22 protein-coding genes are annotated in these 23,424 nt (G+C 36.9%); 7 read left to right on the top strand and 15 right to left on the bottom strand.

Features of this window, described 5'->3' with window-relative positions; all coding sequences use genetic code 11:
• Window positions 1–44: 44 nt before the first annotated feature.
• Window positions 45–1,340, bottom strand: coding sequence for a pyrimidine-nucleoside phosphorylase (locus tag KHA93_RS21755; protein WP_213112634.1), 1,296 nt, complete (start codon window positions 1,338–1,340; stop codon window positions 45–47).
• Between the two features lie 201 nt (window positions 1,341–1,541).
• Between KHA93_RS21755 and KHA93_RS21750 the strand changes: the two genes are divergently transcribed.
• On the top strand, window positions 1,542–2,078 hold the full coding sequence (locus tag KHA93_RS21750) for a YceI family protein (protein ID WP_213112633.1): 537 nt from the start codon (window positions 1,542–1,544) through the stop codon (window positions 2,076–2,078).
• Between the two features lie 56 nt (window positions 2,079–2,134).
• On the opposite strand, the gene mscL is transcribed toward KHA93_RS21750, so the two are convergent.
• Window positions 2,135–2,533, bottom strand: coding sequence for a large conductance mechanosensitive channel protein MscL (gene mscL, locus KHA93_RS21745; RefSeq protein WP_213112632.1), 399 nt, complete (start codon window positions 2,531–2,533; stop codon window positions 2,135–2,137).
• A 71-nt stretch (window positions 2,534–2,604) separates the two neighbouring features.
• A complete protein-coding gene (locus tag KHA93_RS21740) occupies window positions 2,605–4,083 on the bottom strand; it encodes a GGDEF domain-containing protein (RefSeq protein WP_213112631.1) in 1,479 nt (492 codons plus the stop codon).
• Between the two features lie 95 nt (window positions 4,084–4,178).
• Between KHA93_RS21740 and KHA93_RS21735 the strand changes: the two genes are divergently transcribed.
• Window positions 4,179–4,940, top strand: coding sequence for a methyltransferase domain-containing protein (locus KHA93_RS21735; RefSeq protein ID WP_213112630.1), 762 nt, complete (start codon window positions 4,179–4,181; stop codon window positions 4,938–4,940).
• 38 nt (window positions 4,941–4,978) lie between these two features.
• Here KHA93_RS21735 and KHA93_RS21730 read toward each other — a convergent pair whose 3' ends face one another.
• From KHA93_RS21730 to KHA93_RS21715, 4 genes are read right to left on the bottom strand one after another with little or no spacing between them, the layout of a single operon-like run.
• Entirely contained in the window at window positions 4,979–5,581 is a 603-nt protein-coding gene (locus KHA93_RS21730; RefSeq protein ID WP_213112629.1) for a response regulator transcription factor, read from the bottom strand.
• On the bottom strand, window positions 5,559–6,701 hold the full coding sequence (locus KHA93_RS21725; protein WP_213112628.1) for an ATP-binding protein: 1,143 nt from the start codon (window positions 6,699–6,701) through the stop codon (window positions 5,559–5,561). The genes KHA93_RS21730 and KHA93_RS21725 overlap by 23 nt, the downstream gene beginning before the upstream one ends.
• A 3-nt stretch (window positions 6,702–6,704) precedes the next feature.
• Window positions 6,705–7,442: an ABC transporter permease gene (locus KHA93_RS21720; protein WP_213112627.1), complete on the bottom strand. Its 738-nt coding sequence runs from the start codon at window positions 7,440–7,442 to the stop codon at window positions 6,705–6,707.
• A gap of 1 nt (window position 7,443) precedes the next feature.
• Window positions 7,444–8,346 (bottom strand): ABC transporter ATP-binding protein, encoded by a 903-nt coding sequence (locus KHA93_RS21715; protein WP_213112626.1) that lies wholly within the window; start codon window positions 8,344–8,346, stop codon window positions 7,444–7,446.
• A gap of 261 nt (window positions 8,347–8,607) precedes the next feature.
• Between KHA93_RS21715 and KHA93_RS23770 the strand changes: the two genes are divergently transcribed.
• Together KHA93_RS23770 and KHA93_RS21705 are read left to right on the top strand one after the other, a co-directional pair.
• Entirely contained in the window at window positions 8,608–9,279 is a 672-nt protein-coding gene (locus tag KHA93_RS23770) for a hypothetical protein (RefSeq protein ID WP_213112625.1), read from the top strand.
• Window positions 9,272–9,979 (top strand): Crp/Fnr family transcriptional regulator, encoded by a 708-nt coding sequence (locus KHA93_RS21705; protein ID WP_432806332.1) that lies wholly within the window; start codon window positions 9,272–9,274, stop codon window positions 9,977–9,979. Before KHA93_RS23770 ends, KHA93_RS21705 begins: the two co-directional genes overlap by 8 nt.
• A gap of 114 nt (window positions 9,980–10,093) precedes the next feature.
• Here the strand turns inward: KHA93_RS21705 and KHA93_RS21700 are convergent, their stop codons facing one another.
• From KHA93_RS21700 to KHA93_RS21675, 6 genes are all read right to left on the bottom strand, one after another.
• Window positions 10,094–10,918, bottom strand: coding sequence for a carbohydrate ABC transporter permease (locus tag KHA93_RS21700; RefSeq protein ID WP_213112624.1), 825 nt, complete (start codon window positions 10,916–10,918; stop codon window positions 10,094–10,096).
• Window positions 10,915–11,862 carry a carbohydrate ABC transporter permease gene (locus tag KHA93_RS21695; RefSeq protein ID WP_432806358.1) on the bottom strand — a complete coding sequence of 316 codons (948 nt, stop codon included), beginning with the start codon at window positions 11,860–11,862 and terminating at the stop codon, window positions 10,915–10,917. Before KHA93_RS21695 ends, KHA93_RS21700 begins: the two co-directional genes overlap by 4 nt.
• Before the next feature lie 108 nt (window positions 11,863–11,970).
• Complete coding sequence (locus KHA93_RS21690; RefSeq protein WP_213113083.1) at window positions 11,971–13,248, bottom strand: ABC transporter substrate-binding protein; 1,278 nt, start codon at window positions 13,246–13,248, stop codon at window positions 11,971–11,973.
• 231 nt (window positions 13,249–13,479) lie between these two features.
• Window positions 13,480–15,036 (bottom strand): response regulator, encoded by a 1,557-nt coding sequence (locus tag KHA93_RS21685; RefSeq protein WP_213112622.1) that lies wholly within the window; start codon window positions 15,034–15,036, stop codon window positions 13,480–13,482.
• Window positions 15,036–16,463 carry a sensor histidine kinase gene (locus tag KHA93_RS21680; RefSeq protein WP_213112621.1) on the bottom strand — a complete coding sequence of 476 codons (1,428 nt, stop codon included), beginning with the start codon at window positions 16,461–16,463 and terminating at the stop codon, window positions 15,036–15,038. The genes KHA93_RS21685 and KHA93_RS21680 overlap by 1 nt, the downstream gene beginning before the upstream one ends.
• Window positions 16,456–17,439: a sugar-binding protein gene (locus KHA93_RS21675; protein ID WP_213112620.1), complete on the bottom strand. Its 984-nt coding sequence runs from the start codon at window positions 17,437–17,439 to the stop codon at window positions 16,456–16,458. Before KHA93_RS21675 ends, KHA93_RS21680 begins: the two co-directional genes overlap by 8 nt.
• Before the next feature lie 527 nt (window positions 17,440–17,966).
• Between KHA93_RS21675 and KHA93_RS21670 the strand changes: the two genes are divergently transcribed.
• The 3 genes from KHA93_RS21670 to KHA93_RS21660 are packed head-to-tail and all read left to right on the top strand — an operon-like array spanning window position 17,967 to window position 20,233.
• Window positions 17,967–18,089, top strand: coding sequence for a cytochrome C oxidase subunit II (locus KHA93_RS21670; RefSeq protein WP_213112619.1), 123 nt, complete (start codon window positions 17,967–17,969; stop codon window positions 18,087–18,089).
• Between the two features lie 21 nt (window positions 18,090–18,110).
• The gene (locus tag KHA93_RS21665) at window positions 18,111–18,584 is read left to right on the top strand and encodes a cytochrome c oxidase subunit II (protein WP_213112618.1); all 474 of its coding nucleotides are present in this window, start codon (window positions 18,111–18,113) and stop codon (window positions 18,582–18,584) included.
• Window positions 18,581–20,233 carry a b(o/a)3-type cytochrome-c oxidase subunit 1 gene (locus tag KHA93_RS21660; RefSeq protein ID WP_213112617.1) on the top strand — a complete coding sequence of 551 codons (1,653 nt, stop codon included), beginning with the start codon at window positions 18,581–18,583 and terminating at the stop codon, window positions 20,231–20,233. Before KHA93_RS21665 ends, KHA93_RS21660 begins: the two co-directional genes overlap by 4 nt.
• A 136-nt stretch (window positions 20,234–20,369) precedes the next feature.
• Here KHA93_RS21660 and KHA93_RS21655 read toward each other — a convergent pair whose 3' ends face one another.
• Window positions 20,370–22,115 (bottom strand): glycoside hydrolase family 35 protein, encoded by a 1,746-nt coding sequence (locus KHA93_RS21655; RefSeq protein ID WP_213112616.1) that lies wholly within the window; start codon window positions 22,113–22,115, stop codon window positions 20,370–20,372.
• The gene (locus KHA93_RS21650) at window positions 22,096–23,274 is read right to left on the bottom strand and encodes a Gfo/Idh/MocA family protein (protein WP_213112615.1); all 1,179 of its coding nucleotides are present in this window, start codon (window positions 23,272–23,274) and stop codon (window positions 22,096–22,098) included. Before KHA93_RS21650 ends, KHA93_RS21655 begins: the two co-directional genes overlap by 20 nt.
• Window positions 23,275–23,424: the final 150 nt, after the last annotated feature.

Genomic DNA, 23,424 nt, shown 5'->3' with positions numbered 1-23,424 from the left:
GCAAGAAAAAAGAGCCTTCGTTAGAAGACTCACATCAAAATTACCTATAAGTTATATATTAAAGGCATTGGAGAGGGTTTATCTATAGAAAAATCATATGCTTTGGAAATCCGATTTATAACCTCACTAACCTCTTCTGTATTACTGTATATAGTTGCAATCGCTTCTCCCACTTCAACTGCATTTCCAATTTTTTTATGTAAAACTATTCCTACACTTAAATCTATTTCGGATTCTTTCGTTGCACGACCAGCCCCTAAAAGCATCGCGGCTACGCCAATTTCATCAGCGACAATTCCGGTTACATAACCGCTCTCGGTTGCTTTTACCGGAATTTGATATTTAGCTTTAGGTAATTTTTGTACATCATCTACAACAGATGGATCTCCACCTTGAGCTGATAAAAATTGTTTAAACGCTTGAAGAGCTTTGCCATTGTCAATCACTTCTTCAAGCATTGATCTTGCCTCTTCTTCGGAATTAGCTTTTCCTGCTAATACAACCATTTTGCTCCCTAAAACAAGACAAAGTTCATGCAAATCTTCGGGACCCTTTCCTTGCAGCGTTTCGATTGCTTCTTTTACCTCCAAAGCATTTCCCACCGCATATCCTAGCGGTTGCTCCATATTCGAAATAACAGCCAATGTTTTTCTTCCAACTTGATTTCCAATTTCCATCATGGCATTGGCGAGCTCTCTGGCATCATCAAGTTGCTTCATAAAAGCTCCGGCACCTACTTTTACATCAAGAACGATGGCATCTGCACCAGCAGCGATCTTTTTACTCATAATAGAACTTGCAATGAGAGGAATAGAATTTACGGTCGCCGTCACATCGCGAAGACTATAAATTTTCTTATCAGCAGGAGTCAAATTTCCCGATTGTCCTACAACAGCGATTTTATTTCGATTGACTAATTCAATAAATTGCTGTTCGGAAATCTCAACATGGAATCCTTGAACCGCTTCAAGCTTATCGATGGTTCCACCTGTATGCCCTAGTCCACGACCTGACATTTTTGCAACAGGAATTCCAAGTGCAGCGACTAATGGAGCAAGTACTAGAGTCGTTGTGTCACCTACACCACCAGTCGAATGTTTGTCTACCTTGACCCCTTCAATTCCCGATAAATCGATTTGATCTCCTGATTGTACCATCGCCATTGTCATTTCAGCCGTTTCTTTAGCAGACATCCCTCGAAAAAATACCGACATTAAAAAAGCTGACATTTGATAATCTGGAATTTGTCCATTTGTATATCCTTCAATGACAAAATGGATTTCTTCCTTTGATAAATCTGATCCATCCCTTTTCTTTGCGATAATATCTACCATTCGCATAGTACAAACACCTCTCTTTTTTAGGTTTATGATCAAACTTTTAGGATAAACTGAAACACAAAGAAAACTTATACTATTTTGCTCTATTATTCATTTTTCTAAAAGTAATGTCAAAAAAACAACTTTACATCTTAAAGATTATTAACTATAATAATATCAGTAACTTACTTTTTGTAACAATCATGAGGAGGAGATGTAACAATGGCAATTTCTAAATGGAATCTTGATAATGCTCACAGCAACGTTGATTTTTCTGTAAAACATATGATGGTTTCTAAAGTAAAAGGTTCTTTTAATGATTTTTCTGCGGATATCGTGGTAGACGCAACTGATTTAACAACTGGAAATATCAGTTTTACAATTGATGTTGCAAGCATTGATACACGAAACACAGATCGTGATAATCATCTTCGTTCAGCTGACTTTTTTGAAACTGAAAAATACCCTAATTTAACATTTACTTCAACAAATATTGTGAAAAAGGGAGAAGATGAATACGCAGTAACAGGAGACGTTTCCTTGCACGGAGTAACAAAACCTGAAACCTTTACTGTTACGTTTGAAGGACTTGCGAAAGACCCAATGAGTGGTGCAGAAAAAGCAGGCTTTAGCGTAGAAGGTAAAATCAAACGCAGCGATTATGGTTTAACTTGGAATGCAGCCCTTGAAACAGGTGGCGTTCTTGTCGGTGATGACATTAAAGTTACGATGGAAATTCAAGTCGCAAGAGAGGCTTAACATTAATAATTGAAAAACACCACGCGAAAATTTCGTGTGGTGTTTTTCATCTACTTTCAGTTATCTGCTTTTTCTTGTTTTTGTTCTTTTAATAAATCGCGAATTTCAGCCAACAGCTCTATTTCCGGTGCAACCTCTGGCTCTTTCTCTATAACTTCTTCCTCTTTCTTACTTTTAAAGCTGTTTAATAATTTTACAAACATAAATATCGAAAAGGAAATTATGAAAAAGTCAACTACGCTTTGAATGAACATTCCGTATTTGACGTCTGCATCATTGATTGTAAAAGAAAGCTTTTCAAAACTTCTGCCGCCTAGCAACACTCCAACAAGTGGCATAATAATATTATCAACAAGCGAAGAAACAATTTTACCGAATGCTGCTCCGATGACAACTGCAACCGCCAAGTCTAATACGTTTCCTTTTATAGCAAACTTCTTAAATTCTTCCCACATCTTTACCATCTCCTAAAAAAAACATACTTTTATATTACAATAATAGTATGTTTTTGATAAAGTCTAGTTTTTTATTCCGTATCACCATAAATATGGTATTGGTTCTTCCCATTATTTTTTGAACGATATAATGCACTATCTGCTTTGGCATATAGCGTATCGACATTATCTTGTTCATCCGCAAACGCAATCCCAATGCTCATCGATACATCGATCTCCTCAGGCAGATCGTGGAAACGCTGTTCCATCAAGTTTAGCATCCCTAAAGCGGTCTTCTTAAGATCTTCTACTTGAATATTAGCAAAAATGACACCGAACTCATCCCCGCCAATTCTGACGGCACTATCCTTTTTACTTAAAAAAGAAGCAATTGCTTCTGCGGTCACTTTAAGAATACGATCACCTTCGGAATGTCCTAGCCGATCATTAACAAGCTTAAAATTATCTAGATCAATCATCATTAAAGCTGTGTTTACATCTTTCTTTTTCAATTGATCACTAACTAAATCCTCGAAAGCTGCTCGATTTTTAAGTCCTGTCAAACTATCGTGAAACGCTAAAAACATCGGCCTTCCAATCCATCGTGCTATAAAAAGAGAAAGTAATATAGCACCGATTAAAATGACAAGCAGCTGCAAAACGAATTGTTTTTTATTATCTACTAATTCTTTATTTAATGGATAGTCATTATACACAATTTCAACCACTCTATTAGTAGAAACCCCTCTTTTTTCCGTTGCTTCATATGGGACATAGCGATATGTAACGTCTAAATCATGCCATTTCCCTTTTACCTCAACCGGTTCTCCACTCTCTAGCGCCTTTCTGAAATATGACCATCTTTTGGAACCACGCTTTATGTCTTCCTCTCGCTTATTACTATCGACAAGGAGTGTGTTCCCACCACGACTATATATATTAATATTGTTAATAAAAGTATATTTTTCTTCTAACTCATTTTTTAATTGTAGGAAATTAAAGTGTTTAAAAATCTCTCCATCTGATAATTCTATTCCTAATTCGATGATATATTTTTTATCAGGCGTAGGGGCATAACTATATTTTTTTATTCCTCCATTTGCCTGTTGAATATCCATTCCGTCATCAACGAATACTCCTTCAATTCTCCTTGTATCTAGCAATTCTGATAATCGTGTGCAGCAAGATTGAAAGTCAAGACCGACATCCTCATGGAAACTACTATGTGTGATGACGTTTTTTTCGTTTATAATGTAGATATCCATCCCATAATACGTTTTAAGGGCTTGAAAATCCCACTCATCAAAATCTCGGTTTTTTTCATAAAGAGTAAGTAAATCTCCCGAGATCTTTTTCATTTTTTGAGCTATGTCATCGTCAAAAAACATATAGGCCTTATCAATCGTATGCAAAGAGTCGATTATACTATCTTCTGTTGCACTTAATTTAGACTCGTATTCTTCTATTAATCTATTTTTCAACTTAACTTGATCAAAAAATGCTACTATAAAAGATATAAAAATGGAAAAAACAATAATGATCAACGTAAGATGCAATCTGAAATTCTTCAAGAAAAAATTCTCCTTTATTAAACACAATCAGGACCATTATACTATGTTCCTAGTAATAGTTTCCACCTGATTTTCCTTATATGGAGGTATTTAGAATGATATTCGACAATCAATTTGAACAATTAATCGAAAGCAGTAATCGCCCTTTTTCCGGTTGGGATTTTTCGTATGTGAATGGTACAGGAAGAATAGTTAGTGAGCCGCTATCTTGGTCATATGGAAGCAAAGCTTTGGGTCTTATTAAAAATTCTTCTTCGATGCTCGATATGGGAACGGGAGGCGGCGAATTTTTATCGATGCTACGTCCTTTTCCACCAATCATATATGCTACGGAAGCATATAAACCAAATGTTCCAATTGCTAAAAATCGACTAGAATCACTTGGTGTTAAGGTATTTGAAATTGAAGATGACCACCAACTACCATTTGATAACAGCTTTTTTGACCTCATTATAAATAAACATGAAGCATATTCTAATCAAGAAGTTCGAAGAATTATAACGGACAACGGCCTGTTTCTTACTCAACAAGTAGGAGGATTAGATTGCCACGATATAAACGATGCATTAGGTTTACCTTATAATGAGGAATTTATAGATTGGAATTTGGCTAAAGCGGCATCTGATTTGGAGGATAATGGTTTTAAGATTTTAGAAAGTCGTGAGGAATTTCCAATTCAAAGATTCTTTGATATAGGTGCATTAGTCTATTATTTAAAAGCCATCCCTTGGCAAGCACCAGAATTTAATGTAGAAAAAGAAAAGCAGAAATTGTATGAAATTCATCAACTGATCCAAGATAAAGGATATTTTGACGTGAAGCAGCATCGTTTTTATTTGAAAGCAAAAGCCATGTAAGCTCAAAGGGATGTTCCATCATTTTGGAACATCCCTACTTATATCCAGCCCTTTTCTTGAGCAATCGATATTGCTTCTATCTTATTCTTTGAATTTAGCTTTTGAAGAATTTCAGACATATAGTTCCGGACTGTCCCTTGGGATAGGAATAATATGTTTGATATTTCTTTCCCCGTTTTTCCTTCTGCCGCTAATTTTAATATTTCTTGTTCACGTTCAGTTAAAGGGTTATCTTCTTTATACGAATTCATAATTAATTCGTGGGCAAACTCTCTTTTACCCTCCATGACTTTACGAATCGTACTGGCTAGTTCATCTATCGATCCATCCTTCAATAAATAGCCATGAACCCCTGCTTTCATTGCCTTTTCAAAATAACCAGGTCGCGCAAAGGTCGTCAGCATAATCACCTTAACTGGAGATCCTAATTGTTTTAATTCACTTGCCACTTCCAACCCACTTTTCAAAGGCATTTCAATATCCATCAGGCAAACATCCGGTTTAAGCTCCTTTACAAGTTTCAGTGCTTCTTCACCGTTTTCTGCCTGACCAACTACTTCTAAATCTTCTTCAAAATCTAGCAAAGCTCCGAGCGCTCCCCTTAACATCCGCTGATCTTCAGCAATTACTATGCGTATCATCGGCATCCTTCACCTCAGTCTGCTTTATTATTATAGGTACCGTTATTGTTAGTACTGTTCCTTTATTTGAACTTATCATTAGAGTTCCATCAATTAAGGCAAGCCGCTCTCTCATTCCTTTTAAACCGTTCCCGTTTTGATGTTGCTCCAATAATCCAACCCCATCATCTTTGACAGTAATAGAGAGGAAGCCTTCCTTTTCTTCAAACGATACTGTACTATGCTTTGCCTTGCTATGCTTTACAATATTGGTTCCAGCTTCCCGAAGGCACATTCCAATAATATTTTGTTTAAGTAATGGGATATGAGAAAAATCCTCGTCTCCATAAACATGGAAATCAATTCCGGCAGTCTTTAAGAATTGATCCATATCCGTTAATTCTTCCACAATCGTAATAGATCGCATTTCGGATACGAGTTCCCTAACCTGGCGCAGAGCTGATCGAGAAGTTGATTCAATTTCCTTTGCCACTTGCTTCGCACGTTCAGGATTTTTCTCAGTGAGTCTTTGTACGAGCTGACTTTGAAGCGTGATGAGTGACAGCGTATGTCCCAACGTATCGTGCAAATCCCTTGCAATGCGTACTCTTTCTTCCCGTTTAATGAGGTCCTTAATTTGCATATTGGCTTGATCGAGCTTTTTCTCTAATTCCATTTTTACATTCATCGATCGGATGCCGAAAGGAGAAGCAAGCATCACTAAAAGAAATGGGAGAAAGTAATAAAAATTAGAAAAATGTCCTTGTATAACGATAAATATCATAGATGCAGCAAGCACTGCTGTGAAAGAAATAAATGCCCATCTAAAAAGCTTCTTATCTGGAAACCACCCAACAAAATTTGCAGTAAAAAAGCCCATAAACAAGTTATTGGGATTAAACCAAATACTAAGAATACTAATAATGATAAATTGTATTATTATCCAAATAGAAAATTTTTTAAAGGGAATTAAAAAATATAACTGCCGATAAGAAATGAGGAAAAGCAGTATAAGAAGATATCCAATAACTGCTTTCATTCCTTGTTCCTCTACCACATAAAAAAACGGAAGGACTAAATAAATTAGAAATATATAAGGTAAAACACCGAATTTTTTAGGAAAAACTTCAAATTTTTTCAATCATTACACCGCTTCCTGTTTCCTTCTTATATATGTCGATAATACCATGAAAATAAGAAGGTAACCTGCTAGAATCATATAATTCTTAAATTCCGGTGAATTCCCACGAATAATTTCCCAAGCGCCATTCCCAAAGTTATATGATGGAAGCCAACTTCCTATCTTTTGGACCATCTTAGGTAATATGTCCATTGGCATCCACATCCCGCCGCTAATAGCAAGAAGCATGTAAATGAAATTACTTACACCCGTTGCAGTATCAACTCGTTTCATCGTTCCAACTAATGCACCAAGTCCGAGAAATGGCAATGATCCAAGAAGAATCCAAGCCCCGCTCAATAACCAAACATGGATTGGCAGTGAAATTCCATTTATTAATACTCCCGCAATAAATATAACGATAATGGAAAAGAGATGTACAACTGTCTGGCCAGTCATTTTTGCCAAAAAGTACACTGAACCCGAAAGAGGCGTTGTTTGGATAAAAGTAGTCCAGCCTTCCTTGCGTTCTTGTACGATCCTGATTCCCATCGTCATGATGGCACTTCCCATTACACTGAATGTGGTCATGGACATTAAATAATGCGCATCCCAAACCTTTTTGTCAGGCACCTGAATATTTACTACTTTTGTAAAAACGATATAAAATACAATGGGCATAAAAAGTGACCAAAAAATATAATAGGGATTTCGAAACATACGCAATATTTCAGCTTTACATTGAAGCAATAATACATTCATTTTAAATAACCTCCTTATGTTCACCTGTCAATTGTTCAAAAGCTTCGTCTAGTCGTCCTTTTTCTACTCGAATGTCTTTTACGTTTAATTTCAGTTCAAAAATTTTAGCAAGCACTAAATCAGTATCCTCCGTCACGAGATAGATCCTACCGTCTTTTTCAAACATATCGGTTACAAAAGGATGTTCGAGAAACATTTTTCTTGGAATTACGTCATTCGTTATAAAAGAAACAGATTGCTTGGATAATTTTTTCTTAATCTCTTCTGGTGTTCCATCTGCGATAATAGTTCCATCATTGAATAATAAAATGCGATTAGCGACATCATCTGCTTCCTGTAAATAATGAGTTGAAAAAAGGATCGTCTTTCCTTGGTTTGCAAGCTCCTTCACGGTTTCCCAAAATATCTTTCGCGCTGTTATATCCATTCCTACCGTCGGCTCATCAAAAAATAATAGATCTGGATTTCCTGCTAGTGCCAACGCAAAACCAACTCTTCTTTTTTGACCTCCTGAAAGTTTCTCTGTCCGCTTCTTCAAATCATCTTGATTCAGTCCTGTAATTTGAATGAGGTGATCTAATGAATACGGGTTAGGGTAATAATTCCGAATCAAACTTATAATCTCCTTCACCTTCAGCCCATCCATAATGCTTACTTCTTGGAGCATGACTCCTATTTTTTCACGAACATGCTTAGAATTAGCTTCTTCATCAAATATTTTTACATCGCCCTTAGATGGGCTCAACAAACCGAGCATCATTAACATAGTCGTTGTTTTCCCTGCTCCATTTGGGCCAAGAATCGCGACTACTTCCCCTCTTTTTATGGTAAAAGAAACATCCTTTACTGCTCTCTTTTCCTTGAACGATTTCGTCAACCCTTTAATGTCAATTACGCGTTCCATTCAAACCTCTCCCTCACAAATCTTTAATACCATTTTATAAATGATCGAGAGGGAACATCAGTAAGTAATGTCATGAAAATAAGATGACATTTGTCATCTTATCAAGCTTCAATAATGATATAATGAAAGAAAAGCGAAAGCGCCTTACTAATCGACGTATAGCTACTGGGACTTCGACTTAGATAAATGAACCAACAAGAGAATCGCTGTTGCTTATTAGAGGGAGAAGTCTTTTTCAGTAGGCGCTGAGGCTGAACAATTGTGGGTGATGTTATGTTTAAATCCGTCACGTTTTATACAGATAAAGTAAAGGCACTAAGACGATTTTATGGTAATATTTTAGAGCTTCAAATTATTGAAGCAATGGCTGATCAGTTCACTGTGCAAGTCGGCGAATCAACTATTACATTTAAACAATTAGAACGAAGAGCATTTTATCATTTTGCCATCAACATACCAGGAAATCAGTTTTCGATGATGAAAGACTGGATACAAAACAGACTTCCTTTAAACCGAGAAAATGGGCGTAATGAAGTGTATTTTCGAAGTTTCGATGCCGATTCAATGTATTTCGAGGATCCAGCTGGAAATGTGATTGAATTAATCGGAAGGAGAAAAAGAGATTTATTCGGAGATTTATCGGTAGCTTCTTTTTTAAATATAAGTGAAGTTAGCATAACAACTCCTCGTGTTGCAAATGTTGGAGAGGAAATACAGGATTTTGGTATTTCACTGTTTGGAAGCTCAAATATCGTGCCCGATGAATTAAATTTTCTTGGAAAGAGAGATACTTTTATCGTCCTTGTTCCACCAGGTAGAAGATGGTATTTTTCCAAAAAAATGAGTGAAACACATCCTCTTGAGATTACTTTTAAAGATGGGCGCAAAATGAGTATTAATGAAGAAGGGGACATCTCCTTCTATAATGAATAGGTGTGATCATATGAATGGAAAGGTCGAATCCGCCAATCTAGAAGGTCTTCTTGCCATTGTCCATCATGATATTGAATTGAAAAAAGATGCATATTTATTTCAAGAAGGCGATCTTGCTGACGGGATTTATTACATCCGCTCAGGAAAAATTCGCATTGGAAAGGTATCACCGGATGGACGTGAGATTGCGTTTCAAATTTTTAGCGAAGGCGATTTTATTTATGAAATTTCTTTGTACGCTGACTCTTCACCATACACTGTTCACGCAAGAGCAATCGAGGATAGCGTTTGCGCTAAAATCAAAAAAGATGTTTTAGAGGAGAACCTACTTCTTAAACCAAGCTTAAATGTTGAATTTATGAAAATGATGAGCCTCCATCATAAAAAAATGCAGTCTAAATTCCGCGACCTTATTTTACACGGAAAAAAAGGTGCACTATATTCAACATTAATACGTTTGACGAACAGTTATGGAGTAGAGCAAGAAGGCGGCATTCTTATTGATTTGTCACTTACCAATCAAGAGCTTGCCAATTTTTGCGGCATGAGTCGCGAAGTCGTTAATCGGATGTTAAGCACCTTAAAAAAAGACAGCAAACTTTCAATGCAAGATGGGAAAATTCTCGTTCATGATTTGGAATATTTAAGAGAAGAAAATCATTGTGAAATATGTCCAATAGAAATATGCAAGATAGACTAAAAGGGCTGACCACGGAGGTCGCCCTTTTTCTAAAGTAAAGTATTAGTTTTATTAAGAAATTTTGAAATAAGGCTTTTGCTGTCTAGCTCCAGGCGCCGTGCGCTTCTTATATCATTATCCTTTTACCGATCCCGCTAATAATCCTCTAACGAAGTATTTCCCTAAAATAATATAGACAAGTAAAGTGGGCAGTGCTGCCAAGAGCGCACCTGCCATTTGCACATTCCATTCTACAATTTGACTCCCCGATAAATTTTGTAGCGCGACCATAACAGGCTGTTGTTTGTTTGTCGTGATTGTCACGGCAAATAAAAACTCATTCCATATATTTGTAAACTGCCAAATTCCTACGACGACAAATCCTGAAATTGATAGAGGGATCATAATATTCCAATAAATACGTAAAAATCCTGCCCCATCCATTTTGGCCGATTCAATTAGGTCCATTGGAATATTGGCATAAAAATTTCGAAACATCAGTGTTGTAACAGGAATCCCATATACGACATGGACAAACACTAAACCAGTAATACTATTATACAGTTCTATGCTTCTTAAAAATTCAATAAGTGGAATTAGTATACTTTGATAAGGAATAAACATTCCAAATAATAGTGCCGTAAAAACCCATTCGGATCCTTTAAATCTCCATTTTGATAATACATAGCCATTCATTGATCCAATCATGGCAGCCAAAATCGTAGCAGGAATGACTAAATAAAAACTATTCATTAAGTTTGGTGCCAATTTTTTAAAAGCAAAGCTATAACTAGAAAAATCAAATGTGGATGGTAGTTTCCACATCGTAGCTAATGACACTTCTGCAAAAGGTTTTAAACTAGTGACGATCATGACATAAAGCGGCATGAGATAAAACAAGCTTAATAATATCAAGAACAGATAAAGAGTTGTTCGAAGTCCTATGCGCTTTGCTGTCATGACATATCACCTCTTCGATTCTTAATCAAATACGGAACGATGAAGATTGCGACGGATAAAAGCATAATAATCGAAATAGCAGATCCATTCGCATAGTAATTTCCTCTAAACGTCGTTTCAAACATAAACGTACCGGGAACATCCGTTACAAAACCCGCTCCCGACCCTGTCATTGCATAAACGAGGTCAAATATTTTCAAAGAGATGTGAGCCATAATAATAATGACACTTACGGTAATAGGCGCTAATAATGGAAAAATGACCTTTCGATATAACTGAAACTCTGTTGCTCCATCGACACGAGCTGCTTCTCTAATATCTTCTGGTATCGCCCGCAATCCTGCTAAATACATGGCCAATGCAAAACCCGTCAATTGCCAAGTGGCCGCAATAACGAGAGCAATGATCGCTACTGGTATTCCGAATTCAATATGCCCCCATTTCCATGCTGGAATAATCGTTGTATCCACATACCACATCGGCTTTATGCCGAACTTTTGTAAAAATATATTAACTCCTGTAGTCGGATTCAATAACCATTGCCACACGACACCCGTTACGATAAACGATAAGGACATTGGAAAGAAGAAAATATTGCGAAATAAAGATTCACCTTTAATATTTTGATCAATTAAAATAGCGAGAAGTTGCCCAAGGACTATAACCGCCCCAATAAAGAGAATTGTAAAGAAAAACGTATTCCGCAAATCGGCTTGAAATCTGAAATTATCAAATAAATAAGCATAGTTTTTAAACCCTGCAAATGATAAATCTTTTACGATTGAATTCCAGTTACTTAATGATACATACCCGCTCCAACCAATAAAACCATAAACAAAGACCGCGATTAAAATAACTGAAGGCAAGATAAACAAAAAAGATAAGACACGATCTGTCGTTATTTTTTTCTTTGTGGTTTTTTTTATCGGTGTGGAAATGCCCATATTGACCTCTTTATTGACATTCATCGCAACCATCTCCCCTAAGCTGAATCAATGATACATATATAGAAAGGAAGGGAAGAGTACTCTTCCCTTCCTCATTGTTAGACATTAAAGATCTTTTGCTGCAGCGACTAATTGTTCAATAAAATGATCAACATTTTTTTGCGTTACGAACATGACCATTGCATCATTCACTTTTGTTACAAACCCTTCATTTGCCGCTGAACCATGGGCAAGACTAGGTCCTAAATCATTCGTTTTAAAATCCTCCATTGCTGCTTTTCCATACTCATCATATTTTTCAACATCCGCATCAACCCGTGCAGGGATAGATCCTTTCTTCGGATTAAATGCATCTTGCCCTTCGACTGATGCAAGAACAGCTAGGAATTCTTTCACGGTTTCAGGATTATCGATTTCATTCGGCAACCCGAATGTATCTGTTATAACGACAAACATTCCATTACTATTTGGTGTAGGCGCCCATCCATAATCAGTTCCAACTTTTAAGCCACGTCCGTCAAAATATCCTTTCGCCCAATCACCCATTACGTTCATCGCTGCTTCACCGTCAGCAACAAGCTGAGCAGCGTCTTGCCAATTTCGAGCGCTATGATCTTCATTTACATAATCAAGCATTTTCGCAAAAATTTCCGTTGCTTCTTTCACCTTCGCGTCATCAAATGATAAGTCACCTGTCCATAGCTTTCCATAATCAGCTGCTCCTAAATGACCTAAAAGGACACTTTCATAAAGGTGAGTAGCTGTCCAAGCTTCTTTATCCCCTAGTGCCAATGGCGTTATCCCTTTTTCCTTCAACGTATCAGCTACTTTGAAAAACTCATCAAAAGTAGTTGGTGCTTTTAGATTCAATTCATCAAATACTTTCTGGTTATACCATAGAACATTTCCACGGTGAATGTTTACCGGGACAGAGTAAATGTTACCGTCCTTACTTACTAAATCAATCAACTCTTGTGGAAACTTATCATTAAGTCCTTCCGCATCAAAGAAATCATTCAATGGTGTCATTTTCCCGGCTGCCACCCAGCTCTCATTCAACTCCGCTCCACCATGAACTTGGAATGTAGATGGAGGGTCTCCACCTTGCATGCGGCTCACTAACACTGCTTTTGCATTTGTTCCAGCACCACCTGCAACAGCAGCATTTATCACTTCAATTTCAGGGTGTTTTTGATTAAATACATCGATTAATGCTAGTAGCCCTTCCTCCTCACCAGCACCCGTCCACCAACTGAAAATTTCTAATGACGCCTTTTCATCTTCTTTTTCAACAGGTTTTTCTGCTGGAGGATCGTTTTTTTCAGCAGGTTCAACTGGATCACTTCCAGCTTCGTTTCCGCTACATGCAGCAAGCATGATCATAAATGCACTTAACAATATAGAAAGAAACCATCTTTTTCTCAAAATTAATTCCCCCTAATTTCGTTGTAAACGCTAACAATATTATATAGATTTAAGACTACGATTCTTTGATTCAATAGCTATCTGATTTTACTTCTTTCTATACATCTTTGTGCTATCACTAACGGGAATCCTTTTTTCAACTTTCAACCTTCATTTTTTTATGTTAAGTAGCATTTTTTTGTTTACTTCTTAACCAATCTTTAGCTGATGATTCCGATATTCTGAGGGAGAAAGTCCAGTAACTCGTTTAAACACCCTACTGAAATAATTAGGATCCTTATAGCCCACTTGAAAACATATTTCCTTTAAGCTCTTTTCCTGTTGTTTCATTAATTCCTTCGCGTGTTTGACTCTGACCTCCGTTAAATAATCTATAAAGGATTTTCCGCAAAGCTCTTTGAATAGTTTACTGAAATAATGCGGACTAAGCTGAACTACCTCAGCTACATCTTCTAGAGTGATAGATTTTTCGTAATGCTGCTCAATATAGTTTTTTGCTTTAGAGACCATATCGATATTTTCGGAAAAATGAAGCGTGTGAATCATTTTGGTCGTTTGGATTATTTTATCGATGACAAGTTCTTGCAGCTGATACATCGATTTCACTTGGTTGTATTTAAGATGATATGTAATATCCACTTTTTTCTCGTACATTTGTCTATTAAGGAGAACGAAAAACTCATTCAATTTTTCTTTAATGACTTCTATATTCCCATTAGACGTAACGATTAGTTCATCAAAGTATTTTTTAAAAGAATTCGTAGATTCCTCAATTTTGCCAAAAAAAATATGTTCAAGTAATGTTTTTTCCAATTCAAATAATTGATTAATAGATGTAATGTCTGATAACAAGTGATTAAAATATGTACATGTAAAGGGCCTATTCGTCTTAGCTAAGGCAAACAACGCCTCATGATACGATTGGACAAATTCTTCAATGTCGTCATAACATTTTCCGATTCCAATTTTCACATTCGTACGTGCGAACTTTTGCTGAATTTTATCGATCAGATTCTTCCCTATCCTCAAAGATTGGCTCATGATTGATTCATTTTCTTTATCGGTTAACTGAATGAGGATTGGCAACTGGTTGAGATGAATAGTTCCGACAAAGCTCTGACTATCGGAAATACTTAGCTGGTCCTTAATAAAAGCTGAAATTTTTTGTTTCTCATCACCAGTTGCTGTATCTCCAAATTCTACTACCACAACACAACTTGGCTTTTCATAAGCACTTATCCAGTTTCCTTCAAAGTCAACAGATTCAGAAACATCATTTCCTACAATTAAGGACGTAATTTCACGTGATTGAATGATTGATAAGGCCTTATTATAATGTTCCCTTATATTTAATTGATCATTTCGATGATGCCTTTCAATCGCAATCTCATTTGTAACCTTCCTCAAGACGTCGATAATTTCTTGATCTGAGCTTGGTTTTAATAAGTAATCATTCACACCAAGGCGTACGGCATGCCTGGCATATTCAAACGCTTCAAAGGCGGTAACCATGATTACTTTTACAGAGTTGTCCATTTTTTTGATTTCTTCTGCAGCTTCAATGCCATCAATCCCAGGCATTTTAATATCCATAAAAATGATATCGGGGCGAAATTCGGCTGCTTTCACAATAGCCATTCTTCCATTTTCTGCTTCTTCGATGATTGCATCACTCCAACTTGTGATTATCTTTTTTAAAGCCATTCTCTCAATGGATTCATCATCTACAAGTAATATGCGATACATTATGATCCTCCTTTCGGCAATCGTAGCTCAACGATTGTCCCATTTCCTATTTCCGACTCGATTAAAAATATGTCTTTTCGATGATAAAAAAGTTGTAATCTCCTAATGACATTCTCTAGACCTAATCCCGTTGAGTGCCCTGTCCCAGTTTGCTTCCTCTTTTCACTGTTATTAAAAAATGAATTCTTAGTTTCCTCGTTCATCCCAACGCCATTATCCATAATTTTTATAATGACGTCGTTTTCTTCTGTATGACCCTCTATTTTGATCGTTCCTCCGTCTTCCAATGATTCAATCCCATGGATAAAGGCATTTTCAACGATTGGCTGTAGTGTTAAGATAGGAATCTCTAAATCTAAACAATCCTCATTTACCAAAAGATTAAAATGAACTCTTTCTCCAAACCTTGTTTTTTGTATAAAAAAATAATCTTGAACCGTTTGTAATTCGTCCTTCAACTTTACGGGCTTCTCCAGCTTACTCAAGTTATAGCGCAACAATTTGGACAGTGCCATAATCAAGTGATTTACTTTTTCTGATCCTTCAATATAAGCAAGCTTCCCAATCGTATTCAGCGTGTTAAATAAAAAGTGAGGATTGATTTGGCTCTGTAAGCTTTTCAATTCCATTTCTTTAATCAGCTGTTCCTGCTCTGATTTTTCTTGGATTTGCGTAAACAAATCGATTACGTCTCTTCTCATTTTGTTAAACGTTGCGGTCAAAAATCCTAATTCATCTTTTTTATGATAGATAATTTCTTCTCCATCTAGTTTTCCAATCGCAATTTCATGGGCGGCATTTGTCAATTGCTGAATGGGTCTCGTAATATTGTTACTAAACAACAACGAGAACAGAAGCACCATGAATAAAGTAGCCGAGAATAGAGCAAATCCCATATATTCCATGTTTTGATTCCTACCGCTCATTTCTAAATAATATGATTGAAACTGAGTTAATTCCTCATTTAATAGATGGAGGGTTTGGTCTTGTAGAAAAGATAGTAATTTTAAAGATTCTGCTTGTCTTGCGGGATAACTTTCTATTTGTTCACTCATAAACAGACCTATTGTCACATCTGTTTCTTCTATTAAACTTCCGATCATCACTTCATAGTTTTTAACTGGAATATAATTGTGGTTATTCATTATCGTCTTTTTTAAATCTCGCTGTTTTTCTTTAAGCTGACGCCTATATGTATAAAAGTCTGTTAAATCATCTTGTGTCTTATGGAGAAGAAAGGAATTCATAGAATCGTAGGTGTTCTGTGAGATTTGGGAAATATCATTTAACAATAAAAAGCGGTCTAACAGATGATCATACTGGGCAACCGTTTGTTTATGATTGAGAAATAGAAAAATAGAGACACCATTTAAGAGCACAAATAGTGCAAGAAAAAATACCATTAACTTATTTTTCATTTTACTCATGGTTGCTCAACCCAATATCTTTTTTTCGAAGTATTTTTGTCGATGTATGGTATGTTTTTGGTATGCGCTCACCTTTAACTGCCTCATATAACATGGAGACACCTTTATACCCCATTTCATATTGATTTTGTTTAACTGTTGCGTGAATCTTATCTTCTTTTATTAATTCCAGCGTTTCATTCAAATCATCAAAGGCGTACACAAGAATAGGTGTAATTGGATTAATTTTATCAATCGCTTGTGCAATCCCTGCTCCATCTAAAGCACTTGTACCGAAAAAAGCAGTAATTTCAGGATATTTTCTTAACATTTGATGTGCTTTTTCAGCAGCTTGGCTTTTGCTGATGTTCGAGCTTTCAATCGCGACAACTTTGATATTAGGGGCTTTTTCAATTGCATCTAAAAACCCTTGTACTCTTAACACAAGATTATTCGAATAGAGCAGCCCAGTTATGATACCTACAACAGCCTGTCCATTTGTATCTTCAATGAGAGCCTCGCCTATTTTGTAACCGGATTCATAATTATCCGTCCCAATATAGGATAAACGCTTGCTATCTTCAAGATCCGTGTCGAACGTAATTACGGGCACTCCACGATTGATAGCATTATCGATCGCGGGCTTAAATTCTCGATTCGTTAATCCTTGGGTTAAAATGCCGTCAACCCTAGCGGCAGTAGCCATTTCGATTAATTTTATATGTTCTTCTACATTCGTCTGCCTCGGTCCAACATATTCTATGAAAATATTTTTCTCTTTCGCCGCTGCCGTAGCACCCTCATAAATTTTCCGATGGTATGGATTATCTTTCTCTTGCCCTATTAAAACAAAATGATAATCATAGTTTGGAATCGATTCATTCCCATTAAAAGAAGCTTCGTATTGAAAGGATTCAAATAAAAAAAACGCGGCCAGTCCTAATGATAAACAAATACATAAACCGAGAAAGATATACAGAAAATTAATCCTTTTCATATCATCACCCCACATCCACCTCATTGTAGCATATCCTACACAATGCCTTACTCGACTTTTGTCGAGTAAAAGAAAAGCGGAAGCGCCTGTCCATCGACGTACAAACTTCAGGGCCTCTGACTGAGATAAAGGAAACACAATGAGTCCACAGGACGAATTGATGTTGACTTATCGTAGGGATGAGGACAAGAAGTTTACTTGTCGACTGGCGCTGGAGCTAGACAAAGAAAAGCGGAAGCGCATGTTCATCGACGTACAAACTTCAGGACCATCGACTGAGATAAAGGAAACACGATGAGGACTATAGGACGAATTGATGTTGACTTATCGTAGGGAGAGGGGCAAGAAGTTTACTAGTAAATGGTTGCTGCGCTAGACACTAACTATTAAGGATGGTCCTTTTTTATTTTTTGTCTAATTTTTAACATTGTGCATTTTTCAACATGTGGTGTGACTTTTATCACTGTGAGGAGAGTCTGAAGAAAGTACGATTTTATCATAAACCAGCAATTATAGGAGGATGCCCAATGACCAAAAAGAAGCATGGGTCAGACGTAAACCTTAAAGGAACGCTCATTAGTGTTTTTACCGTTGGAATCATTATTTTAGTTATGTGGTTTGCCGTTTACGGTCTTTATGTTTCCAAATAACAAGGAAAAGTAGGTGAGAATATGGATTTTCATAAGTATGAAAAAATTTGGTTAGTATTCGGTATTTTATCATTAGCTATTTTTCTAAGCATTGTCGGAATTACTGCCTTTGGACAAGGGCACACACCAGCAGGAGGAATGGATACCATTGATCCTGAAAAGGTGAATGAAATAGCTCCATTTGATAACCCTGGTGTCAGACAAATTGATAAAAATACGTATGAAGTGGCAATTGTCGGAATGGCTTTCGGATATAACCCTTCCAACATCAGAGTTCCTGTTGGAAAAGAAATTATTTTTACATTAACTAGTACAGACGTTGTTCACAGTTTCACCATAAAAGATACAAAAGTGAACATGATGGTTGTGCCTGGAAGAATCACTCATAAAAGCTACACATTCGATAAACCGGGAAAATATTTAGTCTTATGTAATGAGTATTGCGGTACAGGTCACCATTTTATGCAAACAGAGATTGAGGTGTATGAACCATGATGGGAATTCAGGATCGTAAGCTCGCCTTATGGAATATCGGAGTTGCCTACATTGCATTTATTATCGGAACCTTCTGTGGATTACTTCAAGTGTTTGTTCGAAACAATTCACTCGATCTTCCTACATGGCTGAATTATTATCAAATATTAACTGCACACGGAGTATTACTTGCACTTATTTATACAACATTTTTCATCTTCGCTTTCTTAATTGCTGGAATGAGTAAAACATTAGGCGGTTTTGGACGGAAAGTTAATTTATTCGCTTGGTTAGGATTCATCGTAACGACAATTGGAACAGCACTTGCAACTGTTATGATTATCTCAGGAAAAGCATCTGTGCTTTATACATTTTATGCACCGCTGAAAGCTAGCGGATGGTATTACGTTGGACTTGCATTAGTCATTGTAGGTACTTGGTTGAGCAGCTTTGCCCTAATCGGTCATTATATCGTGTGGAAAAAACGAAACAAAGGTCAGTTAAGTCCACTCTTTGCATACATGACTGTTGCTACATTAATCTTATGGCTCATTGCATGTCTAGGTGTAGTTGCAACCGTTGTGTTCCAATACATTCCTTGGGCATTTGGTTGGGTCGATACAATTAACGTAGAACTTAGTCGCTCTTTATTCTGGTATTTCGGACACCCGCTCGTTTATTTCTGGTTATTGCCTGCTTATATTGCATGGTATACAGTCGTTCCAAAAATTCTTGGGGTAAAAGTATTCAGTGATTCTTTAGCTCGTTTGTCATTTGTTCTGTTTTTACTTTTCTCTATTCCAGTTGGGTTCCATCACCAGTTAACAGAGCCTGGAATCTCAAGTTTCTGGAAGTTTTTACAGGTTGTTTTAACATTCATGGTTATTATTCCATCTCTAATGACTGCCTTTTCGATGTTTGCTACATTTGAAATTTCTGGTAGAAAAAAAGGTGGTACAGGATTGTTCGGCTGGTTTAAAAAGCTTCCGTGGAAAGATGTTCGCTTTACATCCATATTTATCGCAATGGCATTTTTCATCCCTGGTGGTGCTGGCGGAATCATTAACGCAAGCTTCCAATTGAATGAACTTGTGCACAATACACTGTGGATTGTTGGACATTTCCATATTACCGTCGGTACTCCAGTCGCCATGACATTTATGGGAATTACATTCTGGCTCATTCCTTATCTTACAGGAAGAAAATTCACAAAACGATTACAAAAGCTTGCCTTTATCCAAATTGGATCTTGGTCTGTCGGTATGCTTTTAATGTCTACCGCACAACATGTCTTAGGACTACTCGGTGCTCCAAGAAGAACAGCATACTCTGGTTATAACGGAAATGTAAATGCATTGGAATGGTTCGATGGAATTTTATCCAACCATGTCACAATGGCGATTGGTGGAACGATTTTATTCCTTTCAGCGATGCTATTAGTCTATATCGTTGCCAATCTATTATTCGTTGCACCTGAAGCGAAGTTGAAAGAAGAATTTGAGGAATTCCCAATTGCAGAAAGCGATAAATCACATACACCTAAGTTTTTAGAAAACTGGTGGATTTGGATTGGTGTAGCAGTTGTGCTTATTTTGATGGCATACGCATTGCCGTTAAGCCACATGATTCAGCACGCCCCTCCTGGATCCGGAGGCCATATCACTTGGTAGGAGATGATGAATATGTTTTTAGCCGTAGGAGCTATGTTGATCGTCCTTGTAACTACTACTGTAATCTGCGTTGAAGTAAATACAGTTGAAGAAGAATAGGAAGAAGCGTGGACTGATTGGGTCCACGCTTTTTTCATCACCCTAATACGGGCTTATCAACAAAACATACAGCTTGCTCATGCTTATGAAGTTCGAAAATAATAATTTCATTGTCGCCTTTTTGTAAAAATGGTGCTGGGACATATAATGTCTGTTGAGGACCAATCTCCCAATAACGACCAAGGTTATGACCGTTTACGAAGACGACGCCTTTCGTCCACTTGGACATGTCGATAAACGTATCAGCTACTTCATCTATTGTAAGTGTTCCACGGTGGAAATGCGGATGATTCTCTTTTGTTTCTGCATTAGAGAATGATAATTGGCTTACATCATTTAATGGTAATGGGTACACCGTCCAATCAAATAAAAATTGATTGTTCAATCTGACCCCTTCTGTGATTCCTTTAAAATCAACGAGGAATGGCCCATAATTGATGCGTCCCATATTCTCGACAATGATTTGAAGTTTCGTTTCATCTTCGGTAATATCTACGTCTAAACTAGATTTTCCACTAATTCTATCAACTAATCCAACATATTCGCCATTTACATATACTTGTCCTCTGTCATGAACATCTTGAACAGTTAATCTTTGCTTGCCATAAGCTCCCTTAATAATGGTCTCATACACGATAAAACCGTATCCTTGACCGTATTCTTCCATCGTTAAAGGAGCTTCACTTTTTTGTGGTGTGGAAAGTTGCTCAAATGAGTCAAGTAGTGCAACACTCTCTGTTAATTGAACTTCTCCGTATTGTTTTTTCGGCGTTGGAACTGGTAGTTTCCTTTCTGGAAGATCAACATATTTTTCAAATGTTTTTCGAACCTCAAAAAATTTATCTGTCACATCTCCGGATTCCGTTAACAATCCATCATAATCATAGCTTGTAACTGTAGGTTGATAGATTTCTTCATTATGATTTGCTCCATTATAGAATCCAAAGTTCGTTCCACCATGTGCCATGTAGAAATTGACTGAGCCATTACGCTTTAGCATGTCTTCCAATGTTTCTACAACACTATCAGCAGACCTTGTATGATGCTCCTCACCCCAATGGTCAAACCAGCCATGCCAAAACTCCATGCACATAAGCGGTGCATTGGGCTGCAATTTCTTTAATTCATCAAATGCCTCTTCCGTTCTTGAGCCGAAATTCACTGTCTCGAGTACATTTTCAATCATCCCGCCATGCAGCATGCTTGGAAGTGGACCATCTGATGTAAAGAGAAGTTCATCTCTAACTCTTTTTTGTATGCTGTCACGCATATGTTGTAAATATTTTTGATCATTCCCAAAGCTACCGTATTCATTTTCAATCTGAATAGCAATGATTGGGCCGCCATTCGAACTTAAAAGTGGATTCAGCCTTTTAAATAGTTCATCAAAATAAGCATCCACTTTTTCTAAATAAGGCTTGTTGAAGCAACGTAATTTAATATTTGGTACAGTCATTAACCAATAAGGAAAACCACCGAATTCCCATTCTGCACAAATATAAGGTCCCGGTCTCACAATAACATGAAGCCCTACTTTTTCAGCTGTTTTAATAAAACGCTCGATATCGGCAATTCCTTCGAATACAAATTGCCCTTCCTCTGGTTCATGGATATTCCAAGCAACATATGTTTCTACAGTATTGAGACCACATTCTTTTAATTTCAAAAGTCGATCTTCCCAATATTCAGGAACTGTTCTGAAGTAATGCATAGCACCACTTAAAATTAACGTTTCTTTGCCATCAAGCAAAAAGGATTTTTCATTATGCGTTAACTTTGGCATGTTGCCCCTCCTCGATTGGACGATGACTTCCTTGATCGATCTTGATTACTTTTCCTCCAGAACGAATGGATTCAGTCGCTGCACAACCTACAGCCACACTCATGCGACCAGCAAAAGGAGTTGTTAATGGTTGCTTATTGTATAAAACTAAGTTCACAAAATCTGAACAGATTCGTGGGTCTGCACCACTATGTGTTCCAGGCATTTGCTTCATTTCGTATACTATATCGCTCATTTCATGCCAAGTGCCTGATTTTCTTGTTTTGACATATACCTTATCGTTAATATCATCATTTTCGATACGGCCTTTCGTACCGATAAAGGTGTAGTTTCGAGAATATTCAGGAGTGAAATGGCATTGCATATAGGATGCTTTAATTCCATTTTCAAGCTCCATAATAACCATATTATTATCTTCTACATCAATTTCTTCACGGAAAGCACATTGTGTTAATTTTGTTAAACTTACATCCGGGCATGTATCTTTTAAATCACAATCTGGGCAATATAAATCATTTGGCTTGTCCCCACCGTAATAATCAAGGCTTCCAAAAGCAGATACCTTTTTGGCATATTGTCCAGTTAACCAATGAATGACGTCGAAGTCATGAGACGCCTTTTGCAATAGCAAAGATGTCGTATTTTTTGATGCACCATGCCAATCATGGTAATAATAATATCCACCTAATCCGACAAAATGTCTGACCCATACAGCTTTTATATCACCAATGACACCAGAATCAATGATTTCTTTCATTGTTTGGTACATGCTCATATAACGCATATTGAAGCCAATCATTAAATGTTTTCCCGAAAGTTTCCATTCATCAAGAATACGATCACAACCTTCTGGAGTAATCGCAAGTGGCTTTTCACAATATACGTGTTTTCCAGCACGTAACGCTGCAATAGCATGTTCTTCATGCAAATAATCAGGTGATAAAATAGCAACAGCATCGATATCTTCTCTAGCTAGTAATTCCTTGTAATCTGTTGTCACAAAAGCTTCTTCATTGATTTCTTGCTTAAAACGATCAAGTGCTGCTACAGAAATATCCGCCGCACCAACGACAACGGAATTACCTTCAGGTTGATGCCAATACTTCACAATATTACTTCTAAGTCCAATTCCGATAATACCCATTCTTAATTGCGTCATGACTGCACCTCTTTACTGATGAATTTAGATTTTTGTTTACCCTATTTATATAATCTAATAGAAAAACCATGGTTTACTGGCTGATGTTTCGAATTTACTGGCCATCAGCACAGCTTTACTGACCGGATGCTTGACTTTACTGGCCGTTGA

The sequence above is a fragment of the Lederbergia citrisecunda genome, assembly GCF_018343695.1.
GTDB lineage: Bacteria > Bacillota > Bacilli > Bacillales > Bacillaceae_C > Lederbergia > Lederbergia citrisecunda.
This window is presented reverse-complemented; position numbering and strand designations above follow the sequence as displayed.

Coding starts and splice junctions, on each gene's coding strand:
- KHA93_RS21730 (WP_213112629.1), bottom strand. CDS start 5,581: ATGATACGCATAGTAATTGCTGAAGATCAGCGGATGTTAAGGGGAGCG.
- KHA93_RS21650 (WP_213112615.1), bottom strand. CDS start 23,274: ATGACGCAATTAAGAATGGGTATTATCGGAATTGGACTTAGAAGTAAT.
- KHA93_RS21700 (WP_213112624.1), bottom strand. CDS start 10,918: ATGACAGCAAAGCGCATAGGACTTCGAACAACTCTTTATCTGTTCTTG.
- KHA93_RS21665 (WP_213112618.1), top strand. CDS start 18,111: ATGGATTTTCATAAGTATGAAAAAATTTGGTTAGTATTCGGTATTTTA.
- KHA93_RS21735 (WP_213112630.1), top strand. CDS start 4,179: ATGATATTCGACAATCAATTTGAACAATTAATCGAAAGCAGTAATCGC.
- KHA93_RS21715 (WP_213112626.1), bottom strand. CDS start 8,346: ATGGAACGCGTAATTGACATTAAAGGGTTGACGAAATCGTTCAAGGAA.
- KHA93_RS21680 (WP_213112621.1), bottom strand. CDS start 16,463: ATGAGTAAAATGAAAAATAAGTTAATGGTATTTTTTCTTGCACTATTT.
- KHA93_RS21755 (WP_213112634.1), bottom strand. CDS start 1,340: ATGCGAATGGTAGATATTATCGCAAAGAAAAGGGATGGATCAGATTTA.
- KHA93_RS21660 (WP_213112617.1), top strand. CDS start 18,581: ATGATGGGAATTCAGGATCGTAAGCTCGCCTTATGGAATATCGGAGTT.
- KHA93_RS21690 (WP_213113083.1), bottom strand. CDS start 13,248: ATGATCATGCTTGCTGCATGTAGCGGAAACGAAGCTGGAAGTGATCCA.
- KHA93_RS21695 (WP_432806358.1), bottom strand. CDS start 11,862: ATGGGCATTTCCACACCGATAAAAAAAACCACAAAGAAAAAAATAACG.
- KHA93_RS21750 (WP_213112633.1), top strand. CDS start 1,542: ATGGCAATTTCTAAATGGAATCTTGATAATGCTCACAGCAACGTTGAT.
- KHA93_RS21720 (WP_213112627.1), bottom strand. CDS start 7,442: ATGAATGTATTATTGCTTCAATGTAAAGCTGAAATATTGCGTATGTTT.
- KHA93_RS21670 (WP_213112619.1), top strand. CDS start 17,967: ATGACCAAAAAGAAGCATGGGTCAGACGTAAACCTTAAAGGAACGCTC.
- KHA93_RS21685 (WP_213112622.1), bottom strand. CDS start 15,036: ATGTATCGCATATTACTTGTAGATGATGAATCCATTGAGAGAATGGCT.
- mscL (WP_213112632.1), bottom strand. CDS start 2,533: ATGTGGGAAGAATTTAAGAAGTTTGCTATAAAAGGAAACGTATTAGAC.
- KHA93_RS21705 (WP_432806332.1), top strand. CDS start 9,272: ATGAATAGGTGTGATCATATGAATGGAAAGGTCGAATCCGCCAATCTA.
- KHA93_RS21655 (WP_213112616.1), bottom strand. CDS start 22,115: ATGCCAAAGTTAACGCATAATGAAAAATCCTTTTTGCTTGATGGCAAA.
- KHA93_RS21675 (WP_213112620.1), bottom strand. CDS start 17,439: ATGAAAAGGATTAATTTTCTGTATATCTTTCTCGGTTTATGTATTTGT.